The organism is Burkholderia dolosa (genome assembly GCF_902499135.1).
Lineage (GTDB): Bacteria > Pseudomonadota > Gammaproteobacteria > Burkholderiales > Burkholderiaceae > Burkholderia > Burkholderia dolosa.
Genome location: NZ_CABVPR010000011.1, coordinates 1 through 14,442 on the forward strand (window position 1 = coordinate 1; position 14,442 = coordinate 14,442).

At 67.6% G+C, this 14,442-nt stretch carries 12 protein-coding genes and 1 pseudogene; 1 reads left to right on the forward strand and 12 read right to left on the reverse strand.

Going from position 1 to position 14,442, the window contains the following annotated elements; translation table 11 throughout:
* The 8 genes from BUB20358_RS07305 to BUB20358_RS07340 all read right to left on the reverse strand — a co-directional run.
* On the reverse strand, positions 1–295 hold a 295-nt coding region (locus BUB20358_RS07305), incomplete at its 3' end, for an iron chelate uptake ABC transporter family permease subunit (RefSeq protein WP_174905060.1).
* Between the two features lie 14 nt (positions 296–309).
* Positions 310–1,218 (reverse strand): heme/hemin ABC transporter substrate-binding protein, encoded by a 909-nt coding sequence (locus BUB20358_RS07310; protein WP_035974660.1) that lies wholly within the window; start codon positions 1,216–1,218, stop codon positions 310–312.
* Entirely contained in the window at positions 1,215–2,306 is a 1,092-nt protein-coding gene (locus tag BUB20358_RS07315; RefSeq protein WP_006766572.1) for a hemin-degrading factor, read from the reverse strand. Before BUB20358_RS07315 ends, BUB20358_RS07310 begins: the two co-directional genes overlap by 4 nt.
* Positions 2,307–2,356: 50 nt before the next feature.
* A complete protein-coding gene (locus BUB20358_RS07320) occupies positions 2,357–4,621 on the reverse strand; it encodes a TonB-dependent hemoglobin/transferrin/lactoferrin family receptor (RefSeq protein WP_006766571.1) in 2,265 nt (754 codons plus the stop codon).
* A gap of 243 nt (positions 4,622–4,864) precedes the next feature.
* Positions 4,865–5,092 carry a hypothetical protein gene (locus BUB20358_RS07325; RefSeq protein WP_035975390.1) on the reverse strand — a complete coding sequence of 76 codons (228 nt, stop codon included), beginning with the start codon at positions 5,090–5,092 and terminating at the stop codon, positions 4,865–4,867.
* Between the two features lie 126 nt (positions 5,093–5,218).
* A complete protein-coding gene (locus BUB20358_RS07330) occupies positions 5,219–5,602 on the reverse strand; it encodes a DUF6232 family protein (RefSeq protein ID WP_035974657.1) in 384 nt (127 codons plus the stop codon).
* Between the two features lie 142 nt (positions 5,603–5,744).
* Positions 5,745–6,005, reverse strand: a complete 261-nt coding sequence (locus BUB20358_RS07335) for a DUF2866 domain-containing protein (protein ID WP_035975389.1) — start codon at positions 6,003–6,005, stop codon at positions 5,745–5,747.
* A 206-nt stretch (positions 6,006–6,211) separates the two neighbouring features.
* A complete protein-coding gene (locus BUB20358_RS07340) occupies positions 6,212–7,372 on the reverse strand; it encodes a porin (protein WP_006766567.1) in 1,161 nt (386 codons plus the stop codon).
* A 383-nt stretch (positions 7,373–7,755) separates the two neighbouring features.
* On the opposite strand from BUB20358_RS07340, the gene BUB20358_RS07345 reads away from it, so the two are divergent.
* Positions 7,756–8,562, forward strand: a complete 807-nt coding sequence (locus tag BUB20358_RS07345) for a MetQ/NlpA family ABC transporter substrate-binding protein (RefSeq protein ID WP_035974655.1) — start codon at positions 7,756–7,758, stop codon at positions 8,560–8,562.
* Positions 8,563–8,714: 152 nt separating this feature from the next.
* On the opposite strand, the gene BUB20358_RS07350 is transcribed toward BUB20358_RS07345, so the two are convergent.
* From BUB20358_RS07350 to BUB20358_RS07365, 4 genes and pseudogenes are all read right to left on the reverse strand, one after another.
* Positions 8,715–9,830 (reverse strand): succinylglutamate desuccinylase/aspartoacylase family protein, encoded by a 1,116-nt coding sequence (locus BUB20358_RS07350; protein WP_035974654.1) that lies wholly within the window; start codon positions 9,828–9,830, stop codon positions 8,715–8,717.
* A gap of 268 nt (positions 9,831–10,098) precedes the next feature.
* Positions 10,099–10,881, reverse strand: a complete 783-nt coding sequence (locus tag BUB20358_RS07355; protein ID WP_006766564.1) for an ABC transporter substrate-binding protein — start codon at positions 10,879–10,881, stop codon at positions 10,099–10,101.
* A 227-nt stretch (positions 10,882–11,108) separates the two neighbouring features.
* Positions 11,109–12,029: a LysR substrate-binding domain-containing protein gene (locus BUB20358_RS07360; RefSeq protein WP_006766563.1), complete on the reverse strand. Its 921-nt coding sequence runs from the start codon at positions 12,027–12,029 to the stop codon at positions 11,109–11,111.
* 448 nt (positions 12,030–12,477) lie between these two features.
* Positions 12,478–13,967 (reverse strand): annotated as a pseudogene (locus BUB20358_RS07365) (alkaline phosphatase family protein).
* Between the last annotated feature and the right edge of the window lie 475 nt (positions 13,968–14,442).

Consider the following 14,442-nt stretch of genomic DNA (forward strand, 5'->3'; position numbering starts at 1 on the left):
CCTGCATCGCGGCGCCGGCCGCGCCGAAGCCGGCGCCGACGAGCAGCGCGAGCACGACCCGCGGCGCGCGGATGCCGACGAGCACCGCGCGCGCCTGCTGCGCGGTCGGGTCGCCGCTCAGCGCCGCCCAGGCCTGTGCGAGCGGAATGCGGTACGCGCCGATGCACAGCGCGACGATCGACATCGCGCACACGAGGACGACGAGCACGGACAGCGCGAACGGTGCCGCGCGGCGCGACGCGCCGATACGCGCCGCATGCGGCACCGCAGGGAAACGCGAAACGGAAGCCGGCATCGGACGCTCCGCAATCAGGCGAGCGCGTCGGATAGACGCCGATGCAGCGTCGTGACTGCGAGCGGCAGCCGCGGACCGAAGCCGAGCAGCAACAGTGCATCGAGCGACACCACGCGCTGCGTACGGCCGGCCGGCGTCGCGGCGAAACCGGGTGCGCCCAGCAGCGCGGTGCGGCCGCCGACGGCCGCGAGCCCTTCGTCGGAAATCAGCACGACGTCCGGCGCGGCCGCGGCGAGCGCTTCGGTCGTCAGCGGCTTGTAGTGATCGAAGCCCTGCATCGCGTTGCGTGCGCCTGCGTAGCGGATCATCGCGTCGGCGGCCGTGCGTTGGCCGGCGACGAGCGCCTGGTTGCCGGTGTGGTTCAGCACGAACAGCACGCGAGGCGGCTGCGCGCCGCCGGGCGGCCGCGCGGCCACTGCGTCGCGCGCGGCCTGCCAGTCGCGATCGAAGCGCTGCAGCAGCGCGGTACCCGCATCGCGCACGTCGAGTGCACGCGCGACGCCTGCGATCTTCGCGCGCACCGAATCGGCATCGTGGCGCTCGTCGAACGTCGTCACCGCGACGCCCGCGCTTTTGATCTGCGCGATTGCGGCCGGCGGCCCGGCTTCCGCCGATGCGAGCACGAGGTCGGGCCGCAGCGACAGCAGTCCTTCGACCGACAGTGCGCGCTGATAGCCGACCTTCGGCAGCTGCTTTGCGGCATCGGGATAAGTGCACGTCGTGTCGGCGCCGACGAGCCGATAGCTGCGCGTGTACGCGCCGCCGAGCGCGAACGCGGTTTCCGCGAGCGCACCGCCGATCACGACGACGCGCTTCGGCTCGGCCTGCGCGAACGCACGGCCGGCCACCGCGCCGGCGAGCGCGCCGGCAAGTGTGCGCGCCAGCAGTGCGCGGCGCCGCGGCGCGAACGGTCGCGCGCTCATCGCGCGTCTCCGCGGCCCGCCGGCGGCAGTGCCGCGACCAGCGAGCGCCAGTCGTCGCGCTCGGGCTTGCCGGGCTTGCGTTCGCCGAACAGCAGCGCGACGTGCTCGCGCCGACGGTCGAACAGTTCGAGCGACGTGACGATGCCGTCGCTCGTCGGCTTCTTCACGACCCACGCGGCGGCGATCATGTCCTCGCGCACGTGCAGGTTGAAGCCCGGATCGAGCACGTTGATCCACGCGCCGACTTCACGCACGTTCGCGACCGGCCCCGTATGGATCTGGATCATTCCCGCGTTGCCGACGAACACCATGATCGGCTGGCCGCTCTGCGCGGCACGCTCGAGCACGTGGCGCAGCGCATGCGCGGGCTCGACCGGATACGCGTATCGCGGATCCGCGAGACGCAGCGCCTGCATCCGGCTGACGCCGAAGCGCTGCGTGATCCCGAAGAACTGGTGCGTGTCGGTCATCGCGTCCCACGCGGCGCGGAAACCCGCGACGTCGATGTCGGTGTCCGCGCGCTCGGGCGTCTTCGGCACCGCGGGCGCGACGTCGAGGCCGGGCGTTTGCGACGCGGCACGCCAGCGCTCGACGAACGCGCCGTAGGCCGCATGATCGCTGTGCGCACGCAGATAGACCTTGTGAATCGCATGACCTTGCGCGTCGAAGAACTGCAGGCTCTTCAGCGGGCCGTGCGCGGTTTCGTCGTGCACCGCGAACGCGGACGCCCAGTGTCGATAGAAGATGCGCAGATCGATGTCGCCGAGCGCGAGCCCGACGGGGCCGTCATGACTCATCTGCGCATAGCGGCCGTCCTTCTCGTGCACGGCCGCATCGTTGCGCGTGAGCGCCATCACGCGGCCGAGACGCGGCATTTCCTCGAACATCGCCGGAAAGCGCGCGTCGAGGCGCACGACGTGTTCGCCGACGAACGCGGCGAGCGCTTCGCCTTCGCTGACGCCGAGCGCCTGCGCGACGTCGCGGTTGCGCAGCCGGCGCTCGGCCTTGAGCTTCACGAACGCGTCGCGCAGCGCAGCGGCCGAGCGCGCCGGTGCGGCCGGCTGACCGGAAACGGCGGATTGCATCATGTCGAACTCCTTCATGGGACGGTTGGGATGGGCAACGCGAGCGACGCGCGTCAGAAATCGACCTTCATGCTGACGGCGACCGTGCGTCCGGGCGACGTATACGCGTCGAGCACCTGCGAGTCGGCCGCGATGCCGCGCACGTCCGACCAGTTCCAGTATTTGCGGTCGAACAGGTTGCGGATGCCGACCGTCGCGCTCACGTGCTTGTTGAAGCGGTAGCCGCCGCGCAGATCGACGACGAGCGACGACGGCGGCGCGAAGCATGCGCGGTTCGAGCAGTCGGACCGGTCGATGTCCTTGTCGCGTTTCGCGGCCTGGAACAGCAGATCCGTCTGTACGAACCAGCGTTCGCCGGGCTCGTAGCGCACGCCGAACACGGCCGAGAACGGATTGACCGTGTTCAGCGGCTGGCTGGCCGCGCCGTCGTTCTGCGTCGAACCCTTCGTGAACGCCATCGCCGTCTTCAGCGTGATGCCGTTCGGCATCGCCCATTCGGCGCGGCCTTCGATGCCGTGAATGCGGGCGTCGGCGAAGTTCACGTACTGGAAGACGAACGGATCGTTCGGCCTGCCGTTGCCGGCGATCGTCGTGCGCGCGATGAAGTTGCGGTAACGGCCGGTGAATGCGGCGGCGCTGTAGCGGACGATGCCGTAGCCGGTGCCCGCTTTGCCGCGCAGCCCGGCTTCGAACGTGTCGCTCGTTTCGGGCTTCAGGTTCGGGTTGCCGATCGACGTGTAGCCGTACACGGGATTCGAGAAGCTGCTGTTCACCTGATCGGGCGTCGGCGCGCGGAAGCCGTGTGCGTACTGCACGTACGGAATCAGTGCGGGCGCGATCTCGTACAGTACCGAGACGCGCGGTGACAGCTCGTTCGCGCTCGTCGACACGGCCTTGCCGGTAAACAGCGGATCGTTCTGCGCGGCGCTGAGCCGATACGTGTCGAAGCGCAGGCCGGGCGTGACGAGCAGCCGGCCGTAGCCGATCCGGTCCTGCACGAATGCGCCGAACAGCGTGTAGTCGGTGTCGGGAAATGCCTTGTTCGGGAACGATTCGCCGACGCCGGGCACCGTGCCGTCGCGCAGGTTCGTCACGCGCGATACGCTGCCGTCGACGCCGACCAGCAGCTTGTGCGCGAGCGGACCGGTGGAGAAGCCGCTTTCCGTGAACGCTGCGCCGCCGAACGTGCGCTCCTTGTACTGGTTGTCGCGCGAACGCGAGCGCTGCGTGCCACGCGTCTCGAACGCGTATTGATCCTGTTTCGCGTCCTGGTAGTAGAACTGCACGTGCGCGTTCTGGAACCAGCGGAACGTATCGTCGCGGAAGTCGTAGTCGACGCTGAAGCGGTTGCGCTCGAGCCGGTCGCGAGTCGTGAGGCCGAGCGTGGCCGGCGCGTTGATCGCCGACAGCACGTCGGTGCTCACGCGGCGCTGCACGGTTTCGGCGGTGAACTTGATCGTGTCGCGTGCGGTGGGCGTCAGCACGAGCTTGCCGAGCAGCGATTCGGAATAAACGTCCTGCGGGTTCGACGTCGTGCGCAGCGTGCTGGCCGAGTTGTTGCTGCCGCGCGTGTCGATTTCGTGGCCGCGCCGTCCGTCCGCGATGATCATGCCCTGCACGCGATCGTTGCCGCCGGCGGCCGACACCGTCGCGCCGATGCTGCGATCGGTCGAGTCGTAGCTCGGCCGCAGCGAGAAGTAATACGGGCGGCCGTAGATCGACAGCAGATCGCGCGGATCCTTCGTGATGAAGTTCACCGCGCCGGTCAGCCCGTCGCTGCCGTACAGCGCCGATGCCGGCCCGCGCAGGATCTCGATGCGCTTGAGCATGTCGAGGTCCGAATAATCGCCGCGGCCCGCTTCGAGCGGTCCGAACGAGAATGCATAAGGCAGCCGGATGCCGTCTTCCATCAGCAGCACGCGATTGCCTTCGAGGCCGCGGATGTTGATGCTCGAGTCGCCGTCGCGGCCGCCGCCGAGCGCGGCGCTGCCGGGGCGGTACGCGGTGCGTCGCACCGTGACGCCGGGTTCGTAGCGCAGCGCGTCCTTGATGTTCGTCGCCTGCTGCTCGTCGAGATCGTCGTCGGTGATCACCGATACCGACGCGGCCGTGCGGCTCGCCGCCGTGGCGGTGCGGGTGGCCGTGACGGTGACCGGATCCAGCAGTGCCGCATCGGCGCGCGACGAAGCGGCGACGGCGACAGGTAAAGGCGTGGCGCTTTGCGGCGACGAATCGGCGTAAGCGGGGGCGGCGGACAAGCCGAGCGCGCCGAACAGCGCGGCGCAGATCGGCCGCCGGGCGAGCGGATAGCAATGCACAGGTGGTCTCCCATTGACGAAAACGAGCCCGAAGGCTGGCTGGGTGACGCGTCCACCTGGCTGGCCCGTTCGCGCGGCAGGCGGCGAACGGCGAATTGAAAGGTAACCGACAATTTCGCCAGTCTAAATGAGAATCATTATCGATACAAGGACGACAAGCGCGTCGCAGCGGCGAGCGTTCGCCCGCGCGGCCGATGCGCGCGGCGGCCGGAAATTGGAGAAAACGGGCGCGGCGGGGCGCCGCTAGGACAGCGATTCGATCCGGATCAGCAGGTTGCGGGCATGTGCGACGAACGCGTCGTGCGCGTCGCGCTCAGCGCGACCTTCGAGGCCGGCCTGCTCGGCGAACGCGAGCTGTTCGGAGTAGACGTCGACGAGCGCGCGGCGTGCATCGACGGGAAGTGCGCGGATCATCGACACGAGCAGCAGTTCCTGCGCGCGAAGCATGCCGGACAGCGATTGGGCGTTCATGCCGACCTCCACGGACGATGCGGCGGCGTGCCGCTTTTCCATACTAGGCGGTCGGCGTGCGCAGCGGGAGTGCGGCGGCGAAGCGGTGAAACGGTGAAACGCACGCGCGGCGCGCGACGGCGAAAGTCAGCCGGCGGCGGTCGTTGCCCGCGCATCGCGCACGACCTGCGCGACGCGTTCGACGAATTCGGCATCGACGCTCGACAGTGCCTCGCGCGCGCCGTCCGGCATCTCGACCATCAGGCGATACGTGACGTCCTGCGTCGTCCATGCGAGATAGCCGACGACGACGAGCATCACGCCGACGACGAGCGCCGCGCTCGATGCGCCGATGCCGCCCGCGACGGCGGCAGCCGCGCCGATCAGCGAGATCAGCGACGGAACGACACGGTTCTTCGGGATCTTGACGACATCGACGCGGCGGATGTCACGCAGCGGGAACACCTGCCCGGCGGTCGACAGGCCGTTGCGCGTGACGGTCACGCCGCGTTCGTTGAATGCGTTTTCCATCGTGTGTTGCGTAGACGAAAACGCGCAGCGTAGCAGACTTCGCGGCCGCATCAAACGAGGCCGACTGCCGCACCGCGCGTGCGGGACGGCGGAAACCGGCGTCGAAACCGGTCAAATGGGCGAACGGGGCGGGACGACGACGTCAGAACTGCAGCCGGCCGTCGCCGTACAGCCGGCCCGGCACGTGCGACGCGACGACTTCCGCGATTTCCTCGTCGGTCGACTCGGCCGGCACGATCTGTCGCCGTGCGGGCGCATCGAGATGCATCGTCCATTCGACGAGCCGGTACGGGCGTCCCCACGGACGCTGCATTTCGACCGACACGCGGCAGCTCTGGACGGGCAGCGAATGCTGGTGCGTGAGCAGCGTGTGCAGATGGCTGAAAACGGTATCTTCGATCATCATGGCCTCCGATCCTGTCTTGTTGGCAATCGATGGCGGCGCCGTCGGGCTCTCAAAAAAAAAGCCGCCGATGCTCAGGCGGCCAACAGGGGGGGTGAACGCATCGTCTCAGCCCAGAATTAAGCGAAACTTAAAAGCCCATAAAAAAGCGCCCCGCGTGGAGCGGGGCGCTTGTTGCCGTCGTGATCCGCGGTTGAGCGGATGCTTTAGAACTTGTGACGGATACCGACGCGGGCTGCGATCTGGTTCGACGAACCGTTGCCCGACGTGTTGAAGTAGCTCGTGCTCGAGCCGATCTGCGCCTGCACGTTGTTGCCCGAGGCCTTCTGGTAGATCACGAGGCCGTACACGTCCGTGCGCTTGCTGAGCGCGTAGTCGAGCGCGACGTTGCCCTGGTTCCAGTGCGCCGAGCTGCCGCTCTGCGTCGCGTTCGTGTACGTGTAGCCGGCAGCGGCCGACAGCGCCGGCGTGATCGCATACTTCAGGCCGGCTTCGTACGCGTTGTAGAACGTGCCCGATGCGCCGCTCGCGAGCGGGGTGAACTGCGTGCGCGTCCACAGCAGCCATGCGGTGGCCGGCCCGAAGATGTAGCGGCCGCCGACGCCGTACGTGCGCAGGTCGCGGATGTTGCCCGTGCTGATGTTCGCGATCGTCGTCGAGAATGCCGGCGTGGCCTGGCTCGGGAAGCGGATGTCCGTGTATGCGGCGCCGAGTGCGAACGGGCCGTTCGCGTAGTTCAGGCCGAAGCTGTACGCGCGCGACGAGCCGGCCGTCGTCGTGGTGCCCGACGTCGTCGCCGGTGCGCCCGCGAAGTCGGTCGAGTTCGAGAAGCCGTACAACGCGCCGAACGTGAAGCCGGCGTAGTTCGCGCTCTGGAACTTCACTGCGTTGTTGATGCGGCTCGACGTGAGCTGGTCGACGTCGTTGACGTGGTACGCGTAGTTGCCTGCGACCGTGTTGCCGCCCGTCGAGTAGTTGGAACCGAGGATGTCGGTCGAGAACGAGTACTGACGGCCGAACGTCAGCGTGCCGTACTGCGACTGGCTCAGGCCGACATAGGCTTGACGGCCGAACAGCGCGCCACCTTGGCCGAGTGCGCCCGTGCCGCTGTTGAAGCCGTTTTCGAGCACGAAGATCGCCTTCAGGCCGCCGCCCAGGTCTTCCGTGCCGCGCAGGCCCCAGCGGCTGCCTTGCGCAACGCCGTCGTCGTACTTGAACAGCTTGCCGCTGCCGCCGTTCGCGGTCTTGCTGTGGTTCACATAGCTGATACCGGCGTCGATGATGCCGTACAGCGTCACGCTGCTTTGCGCGTGTGCCGTGCCTGCCGTTGCTGCGAGGATGGCGATGGTCAACAGTTTCTTGTTCAAAGGATTCTCCGAGCGAATGTAATGGCGTGTCCAGTTGCGGTGCCGGCGCTCTCTGCGGGCGCTTTCACGGACCGGCGGCAACTTTATCGGCGGGCCACGTAATGAATGTGACAGCCTGTGTCATATGAAGAATGTGTGGCGCCGATGCGACATCGGCGCCTGCTTGCAGACGGAACGTGCATCGGCGATTCCGCGCATTCGCAGCCACGTTCGCTCTGCAGGCAGGCCCGAATTCTGCCCGGTTGCGTCGCCGGCGGTTATACCGAATTCGCGGGTCTTTCGATCCGGATCAGGAATATGCACATGAAATAAGCTTGGTTGGTCGCGTTCCGGCCCCGTGTCACGATGCGCGCTTCCATCACGACACGGGATACGAGGACACCATGCGACGTTCGATTCTGACCGGGCTGGGCGCGCTTGCCGCGGCGCTGGCTTTCGCGGCGCCGGCCGCGCACGCGGATCCGCAGACGCTGAAGGTCGGCACGATGAGCGGCCCCGACGCGCAGATCTGGACCGAGGTGACGAAGGTCGCCGCGCGCGAAGGGCTCGCGATCAAGGTCATCGAATTCAACGACTACGTGCAGCCGAACGCGGCGCTCGACGCCGGCGATCTCGACGCGAACGGCTTCCAGCATCAGCCGTTTCTCGACAGCCAGATCAAGCAGCGCGGCTACAAGATCGTCAACGTCGGGCTGACCTATACCGCGCCGATGGGCTTTTACTCGAAGAAGCTCAAGTCGCTGAAGGACTTGCCGGCGGGCGCGAAGGTCGGGATCCAGAACGATCCGTCGAACGGCAACCGCGCGCTGCTCCTGCTGCAGAAATACGGGGTGATCAAGCTGAAGCCGGGCGTCGGCACGAACGGCGTGAACGCGACGCCGCTCGACGTCGTCGAGAATCCGAAGAAGATCAGGATCGTCGAGCTCGACGCCGCGCAGCTGCCGCGCGCGCTGCCCGACCTGGACGCCGCGTCGATCAATACCGACTACGCGGTGAAGGCCGGGCTCACGCCGGTGAAGGACGCGATCGCGATCGAGGATCTGCGCGGGCCGTACGCGAACCTGATCGCGGTGCGCGCGCAGGACAAGGACAAGCCGTGGGTGAAGAAGCTCGTCGCGGCCTACGAATCGAACGACGTGCGCAAGTTCATCGAGCAGAAATTCGGCGGCGCGATCGTGCCCGCGTTCTGATCGCGCGGTGCTGTACTGTCCGGCCGCTGCGCCGGACCCGTCGAAAAACGAAATCGCCCGCGCGAAGCGGGCGATTTCGTTGATGTGCTCCGTCGCGTGCCGTCACGCTTCGCGCGGGCCGAGCACGGCCCGACGCTCCGCGGCCCGACCGCTCACGCCGACAGCAGCGAGCCGGTGCGGATCGGCGTCGCGCCGGCGACGCGCGCGACTTCCATGCCCGCCGTCGCGAAGCGCACGACCTGCCGCGCGTACAGCACGCCCGCCACGCTGCTCTTCAGCGTGACGACGCGATCGGTCAGCGGATCGACGATGTCGGCCACTTCCTGGCCGGCCTCGATCATCGCGCCGACCGGCGTGCGGAACACCAGCACGCCGGACACGGGTGCGACGAGCGGGTCGGTGCCGGCGAGCGGCGTGGCCGGATGCGCGAGCGGCGGCAGCGGCGCGGGCGTGCCTTCGATCACGCCGCGCTCGGTCAGGTATTCGACGATTGCCTGCGCATCCTTTTCCGCGAGTTCGTACGACACGTCACGCTCGCTGCGCAGCTCCACCGTCACGGAGATCGAGCCGTTCGGAATCGGGAAGCGGTCGCCGAACCGGCTGCGCAAGTCGGACCAGCAGAAGCTGTGGATCTCGTCGAACGGGTTGCCGACCGAGTTCAGCGCGAGCAGCGACGCCTGCGCGTCCAGATAGCGCGCGAGCGGCTCGACGTCTTCCCACAGGTCCGGGTTCGTATAGAGGTGCATCACCGCATCGCTGTCGCAGTGCAGGTCGAGCACGATGTCGGCGTCGAACGACAGTTTCTGCAGCGCGAGACGCTGCGATTCGAGTTCGGTGCGCGGCTTCTGCTCGTCGAGCGCTTCGCGCATCGCCGCGCGCACCGCGACCAGGTTGCGCTGCGCGTCGGACGTGAGCCGGCCTTCGATGCGCGGCAGCACGAGCGCCGCGAGATCGTGGAAATTGCGGTTGAAGTTCTGCATCGAGCCGAGCTCGAAGCGGCCGAGGTGATCGCCGAACACGTGCTGCGACAGGCCGATCGGGTTCGGCACCGGCACGACGACGATCTCGCCGCGCAGTTTGCCGGCCGTCTCGAGCGCGGCGATCTTGCGGCGCAGCAGCGCGGCGACCAGCATGCCGGGCAGTTCGTCCGCGTGCAGCGACGACTGGATGTAGACCTTCTTCCCGCCGCGCGGGCCGTAGTGGAAGCTGGTGATCTGGCGTTCGGTGCCGATGGCGGGGGAAATCAGCGGGTGGGTCTGCGTTTGCATGGTGAGGGGAGTGCGGCGCAGCCGCGAGTGACCGATGTGCGTGGAACGTCGATTGTACGTTGCCTTCGTCGGCCCCATCAAACCGCGCCCGCCGCATCCGGTTTCCCGTTCCGAATCAGCGGGTTGGCGCGAAAAAAATCACGTCGCGGCCGCCGTGTCCGCATGCGTGTCCACCGCTTTTCGTCGCGCGCAAAAAAAGACGGGCGCCTGCCGGAGCCCGTCTGCGCGAAGGCGGCGCGCACGCGAAGTTGCGCGCCGATGCATCGCGTTACTTGCCGTAGACGTCGAAATCGAAGTACTTCTTCGCGATCTTGTCGTACGTGCCGTCCTTGCGCATCGCGGCGATCGCCGCGTCGATCTTCGCCTTCAGGTCGGTGTCTTCCTTGCGCAGACCGATGCCCGCGCCTTCGCCGAGCGTCTTCGGATCGTCGAGATCCTTGCCCGCGAAGTCGAAGCCCGCGCCGCGCGGCGTCTTCAGGAAGCCGATCTCGGCCTGCACCGCGTCCTGCAGCGCGCCGTCGAGGCGGCCCGCGATCAGGTCCGCATAGACCTGGTCCTGGTTCTGGTACGGAACGACCTTCACGCCCTTCGGCGCCCAGTAGGTCTTCGCGTAGGTTTCCTGGATCGTGCCCTGCTCGACGCCGATCGACTTGCCCTTCAGCGATTCGGCCGTCGGCTGCAGGCCCGCGCCCTTCTTCGTGACGAGGCGCGTCGGCGTGTTGAACAGCTTCGACGAGAACGCGATCTGTTCCTGACGCGCCGGCGTCATCGACATCGACGACAGCACGCCGTCGAACTTGCGGGCCTTCAGCGCCGGAATCATCCCGTCGAAGTCGTTCTCGATCCACACGCACTTCGCGTTCATGCGGCGGCAGATTTCGTTGCCGAGGTCGACGTCGAAGCCGACCACCTTGCCGTCAGGGCCTTTCGATTCGAAAGGCGGGTAGCTTGCGTCGACGCCGAACCGCACGGTCGTCCAGTCCTTCGCGTATGCGGTGCCGGCCGATACGGCGAGCAGGGCTACGGTCACAGCCGCAAGAATCTTTTTCACTCGGTGACTCCTCGTTTTGTTCGATGGGTGCGCGGTTGTGCCGCGCCGTAAGCGTTCGGTCCGGCGCGGCTTCGCGTCGGACTGTCCGTTTCGCCCGCCCGATGCGGGCGCGCGACGTGCGCAAGATTATCAAGACAAAATACCGGCAGGGCGCCTAGGACATGCCCCGATACCGGGCCCCACGGCTGCGCAGCGTGCGGCGCGGCCGTTTCAGAGCAAGGAACGATTCAGCCGAGCGTTTCGTTGACCGCGCGCTGCAGGCACGTGACGAATTGCGACACGGCGGGCGTCGGCAGCAGGTCGCGCCGCGCGATGATCGACAGCTCGAAGCGCGGCAGGGTTTCGTCGAGCTCGGCCGTGCGGATGCCGAGCGGCGCGACCATCGCGGCGAGCGGACGCGTGAAGCAGCCGATCACGTCGGAGCGCGCGACGAGCCCCAGCGTGACCGCAAACGACATCGGCGAGCGCAGCAGCCGCTTCGGCAGCGGCAGCCCGCGCGCGTCGAACATCGCCATCATCACGCTGTGCGGAAACTGCTCGGCGCCGACGGTGACGATCCACTCCGCATCGAGCAATTCCTCTAATCGGCGCGCATGCGCGAGCGGATGACCGTCGCGCATCACGACCGCGAATTCGGTCGACAGCAGCGGCGACTGCGTGAAATCGCGTTCGAGCGCCGGCACATGGTGCATCGCAGCGATGTCGAGCGTGCCGTTGCGCAGCTGCGCGAGCGCGTCGGGCACCGTCACTTCCTCCAGATGCAGGCTGACGTTCGGCATCGAGCGGCGAAACGCGGTGACCGCGTGCGGCAGCGCGGTCAGTGCGATCGACGGCATCGTGCCGACCGCGACGCGCCCCGACATCTCGCCTTTCACCTGCTCGACGGCTTCGACGGTGCGACGCATGTCGCCGAGCAGCTGCTCGGCGCGCGGCAGCAGCGCATGACCGCACGCGGTGAGTTCGACGCCGCGCACGCTGCGGATGAGCAGTTCCGCGTTGAGCGCCGTTTCCAGTTCGCGGATCGTGTGCGTGATCGCGGGCTGCGTGACGCGGAGTTCGCGCGCGGCGGCGCGCAGGCTCTTGTGATGCGCGGCGGAGACGAACGCCTGCAGCTGCGCGATGTTCAGGGTGTGGCGGATGCGGGTCATCGGTCGGGTTGAAAGGTGCGGCCGTGTCTTGAGCGACGTGTCGCGCCTGTGGTCTTCGTTTGCGCATTCTGAACGATGCGTGCGCGACGCGTGCTTCGGCATGTGTGCGGGAGCGCCGTATCGAACCGAATCGTGGCTCGACAAAATTCGCGCTGTGCGCATCGCGATGGCGCGAAGGGTTTCGCCGGCGCGCGCCGTATCCGGTGCGCGGCGCACTGCGGGCTGCGCGCGTCCCTGCACTGAATGCAGCGACGGTCTCGGCGCAACGCAATGCCGGGCAACGCAACGCCGGGCGCCGACGGCGCTGTGTATGAACCGCTCGCGAACGAACGCGATGGTCGAGGCCGCGAGCCGGCACCGCGGCAGCCGCTTCGCTTCCGGATCGCCGAGCGCGGCACTTCGCGACGGCGCCGCGCCTCCGGCAGCCTCGCTCGCCCACACGTGAGCGTCAGCCTCCGGTCGCGAAACCCAGCGCAGTGGCTTTCGCGCGCAGCTCGGCGAAACGCTCGGTCGTCGGATTGGCGGCCATTTTCGACGGATCGATCCCGGACACCGAGCTTGATGGAGCCGGCGCGGTCGCGCCCGCGCACAGTCCGCCGAACGGCCCTTGCGGCACGCTGAACGCCGGCGCGTCGGTGCGCGGCGCGTCGGTGAAGTCCAGCGCATACGCGAGATTGAACGTCGCCGGATCGCGGCCGCGCACGCCGAGCGGCTGCAGCCCGAAACGCCATTGCAACAGTGCGTGGATCGAACTCGGGTCGAACGGATAGCGCGTGACCGTGCCTGCACGAACGCGCGGGCCGAGCAGCGCGAGCGGCACGCGAAAGCCGAGCTTGCCGTCGTTGCCGACCGCGAGCTCGTTGTTGCTGATCGGCCTGACCGGCGGCACCACGTGGTCGAGAAAGCCGCCCCATTCGTCGTAGACGACGATCATCAGCGTGCGGCTCCACGTCGGGCTCGTGCGCAGCGCGTCGTAGACCTGATTGAGAAACGCCTGGCCGTCGCGAATGTCCGCATGCGGATGATCGTCCGCGGAAAGGCCTTGCAGCTCGCCCGCGAATCTCGGGTCGACCATGCAGAACGACGGCAGCGTGCCGGCCGCCGCGTCGGACAGGAACGCCGAGAACGGATGCGAGATGCCGACGTAGCGCGTGCCGTACAGCGCGGTGAACTGCACGTCGTGATAGTAGTAGCGGCAACCGACGTTCGCGTCGCTCAGGTTGTCCCAGATCGTGCGCAGCGACGAGTTGTCGACGCCGTCGTCGAGGCGGTCGGTCGCGCCGCTGTGCAGATAGAGGCGATTCGGAAACGTGCTGGTCAGAATGCCGCTGAAGTAGAAATCGCCAATCGTGTAGCTGTTCGCGACCGCGCTGAAGAACGGCAGATCGCTCGACGTGTAATAGCCGATCGGCAGCAGGTCGCCCTGGTTCTGGCTGGTTCCGGGCGGAGCAGCCAGCCGTTCATCGCGCCCGACGCCAGCTGCGTGCGTGCGCCTTCGTAGCCGTGATTCGGATCCTGAAACGCGCACGCCTGATAGCCGTACGCGGTGTTCGACGCGAGCGGAAACGGCGCGTGCATGGCGCCGAACGCATCGTTGAACTGCTGGTTCGCGGGCATCCCTTCGGCGCCCGGCACCCAGTTCATGAAGTGGTCGAACGAGCGGTTCTCCATCGTGACGAGCACGATGTGGTCGATTCCGGAGCCCGCCGGATCGGGCAAGGCCGGCCGCGGCAGGTTGTAGCGATCGGCCGCGTTCGGCGCAGGCGTATTGCCGATCGACGGCGCCGGCGCGTTGCCGTCGGTGCCCGGCGCGCTGCCGCCGTCGCCGTCTCCGCCGCCTCCACCGCAGCCCGACAGCGCGACACTGCCGGCCACCGCCGCCACGCCGGCGAGAAAGCGGCGGCGGTCGTGATGCGGATATGCGTCCGTCTCGTCCATGACAACGTCTCCTTCGATCAATGCGGCGCTGGCCGACCGTCCGTGCGCCGCGGCCACGAAGCGACGCGCGCCCGCCGCACGGCGCGGCGAGGCCGCGCATCGGAGGCAAACGTCGTGCCTGTCGCGAAGCGGTTCGTGCTCCGCGCAGCCGCGCGCGACGTACCGCGCGCTACGCGGCCGGCAGCGTGCTTGCGGCGAAGCGAAAGCGCGATCGTCGTTCGATGCCGTTTGGGCATTCGCTGTCAAAAAGGAACGTGCAGAGGAACGTGCAGCGGAAACATCGATGCGCGCGCAATCGTCGGCGTAATCGATGCGACGCTGGTACGACGAAAGCGATCGTCGTCGTTCGTGAAGCGCCGGCTTCATCGACGTGATCGACGCCGGGCGTCATGCCATATCGGCATCGCATCGCATCGTCACGACGTGCGACGCACGAAAAAAAGCCTGGAAACATGCGTTCCAGGCTCGAGTCCAT

Bases quoted from the DNA above. Each gene is read 5' to 3' on its own strand.
- BUB20358_RS07310 (WP_035974660.1), bottom strand. From the start codon at position 1,218: ATGAGCGCGCGACCGTTCGCGCCGCGGCGCCGCGCACTGCTGGCGCGC.
- BUB20358_RS07315 (WP_006766572.1), bottom strand. From the start codon at position 2,306: ATGATGCAATCCGCCGTTTCCGGTCAGCCGGCCGCACCGGCGCGCTCG.
- BUB20358_RS07325 (WP_035975390.1), bottom strand. From the start codon at position 5,092: ATGAACGCCCAATCGCTGTCCGGCATGCTTCGCGCGCAGGAACTGCTG.
- BUB20358_RS07330 (WP_035974657.1), bottom strand. From the start codon at position 5,602: ATGGAAAACGCATTCAACGAACGCGGCGTGACCGTCACGCGCAACGGC.
- BUB20358_RS07335 (WP_035975389.1), bottom strand. From the start codon at position 6,005: ATGATCGAAGATACCGTTTTCAGCCATCTGCACACGCTGCTCACGCAC.
- BUB20358_RS07345 (WP_035974655.1), top strand. From the start codon at position 7,756: ATGCGACGTTCGATTCTGACCGGGCTGGGCGCGCTTGCCGCGGCGCTG.
- BUB20358_RS07350 (WP_035974654.1), bottom strand. From the start codon at position 9,830: ATGCAAACGCAGACCCACCCGCTGATTTCCCCCGCCATCGGCACCGAA.
- BUB20358_RS07360 (WP_006766563.1), bottom strand. From the start codon at position 12,029: ATGACCCGCATCCGCCACACCCTGAACATCGCGCAGCTGCAGGCGTTC.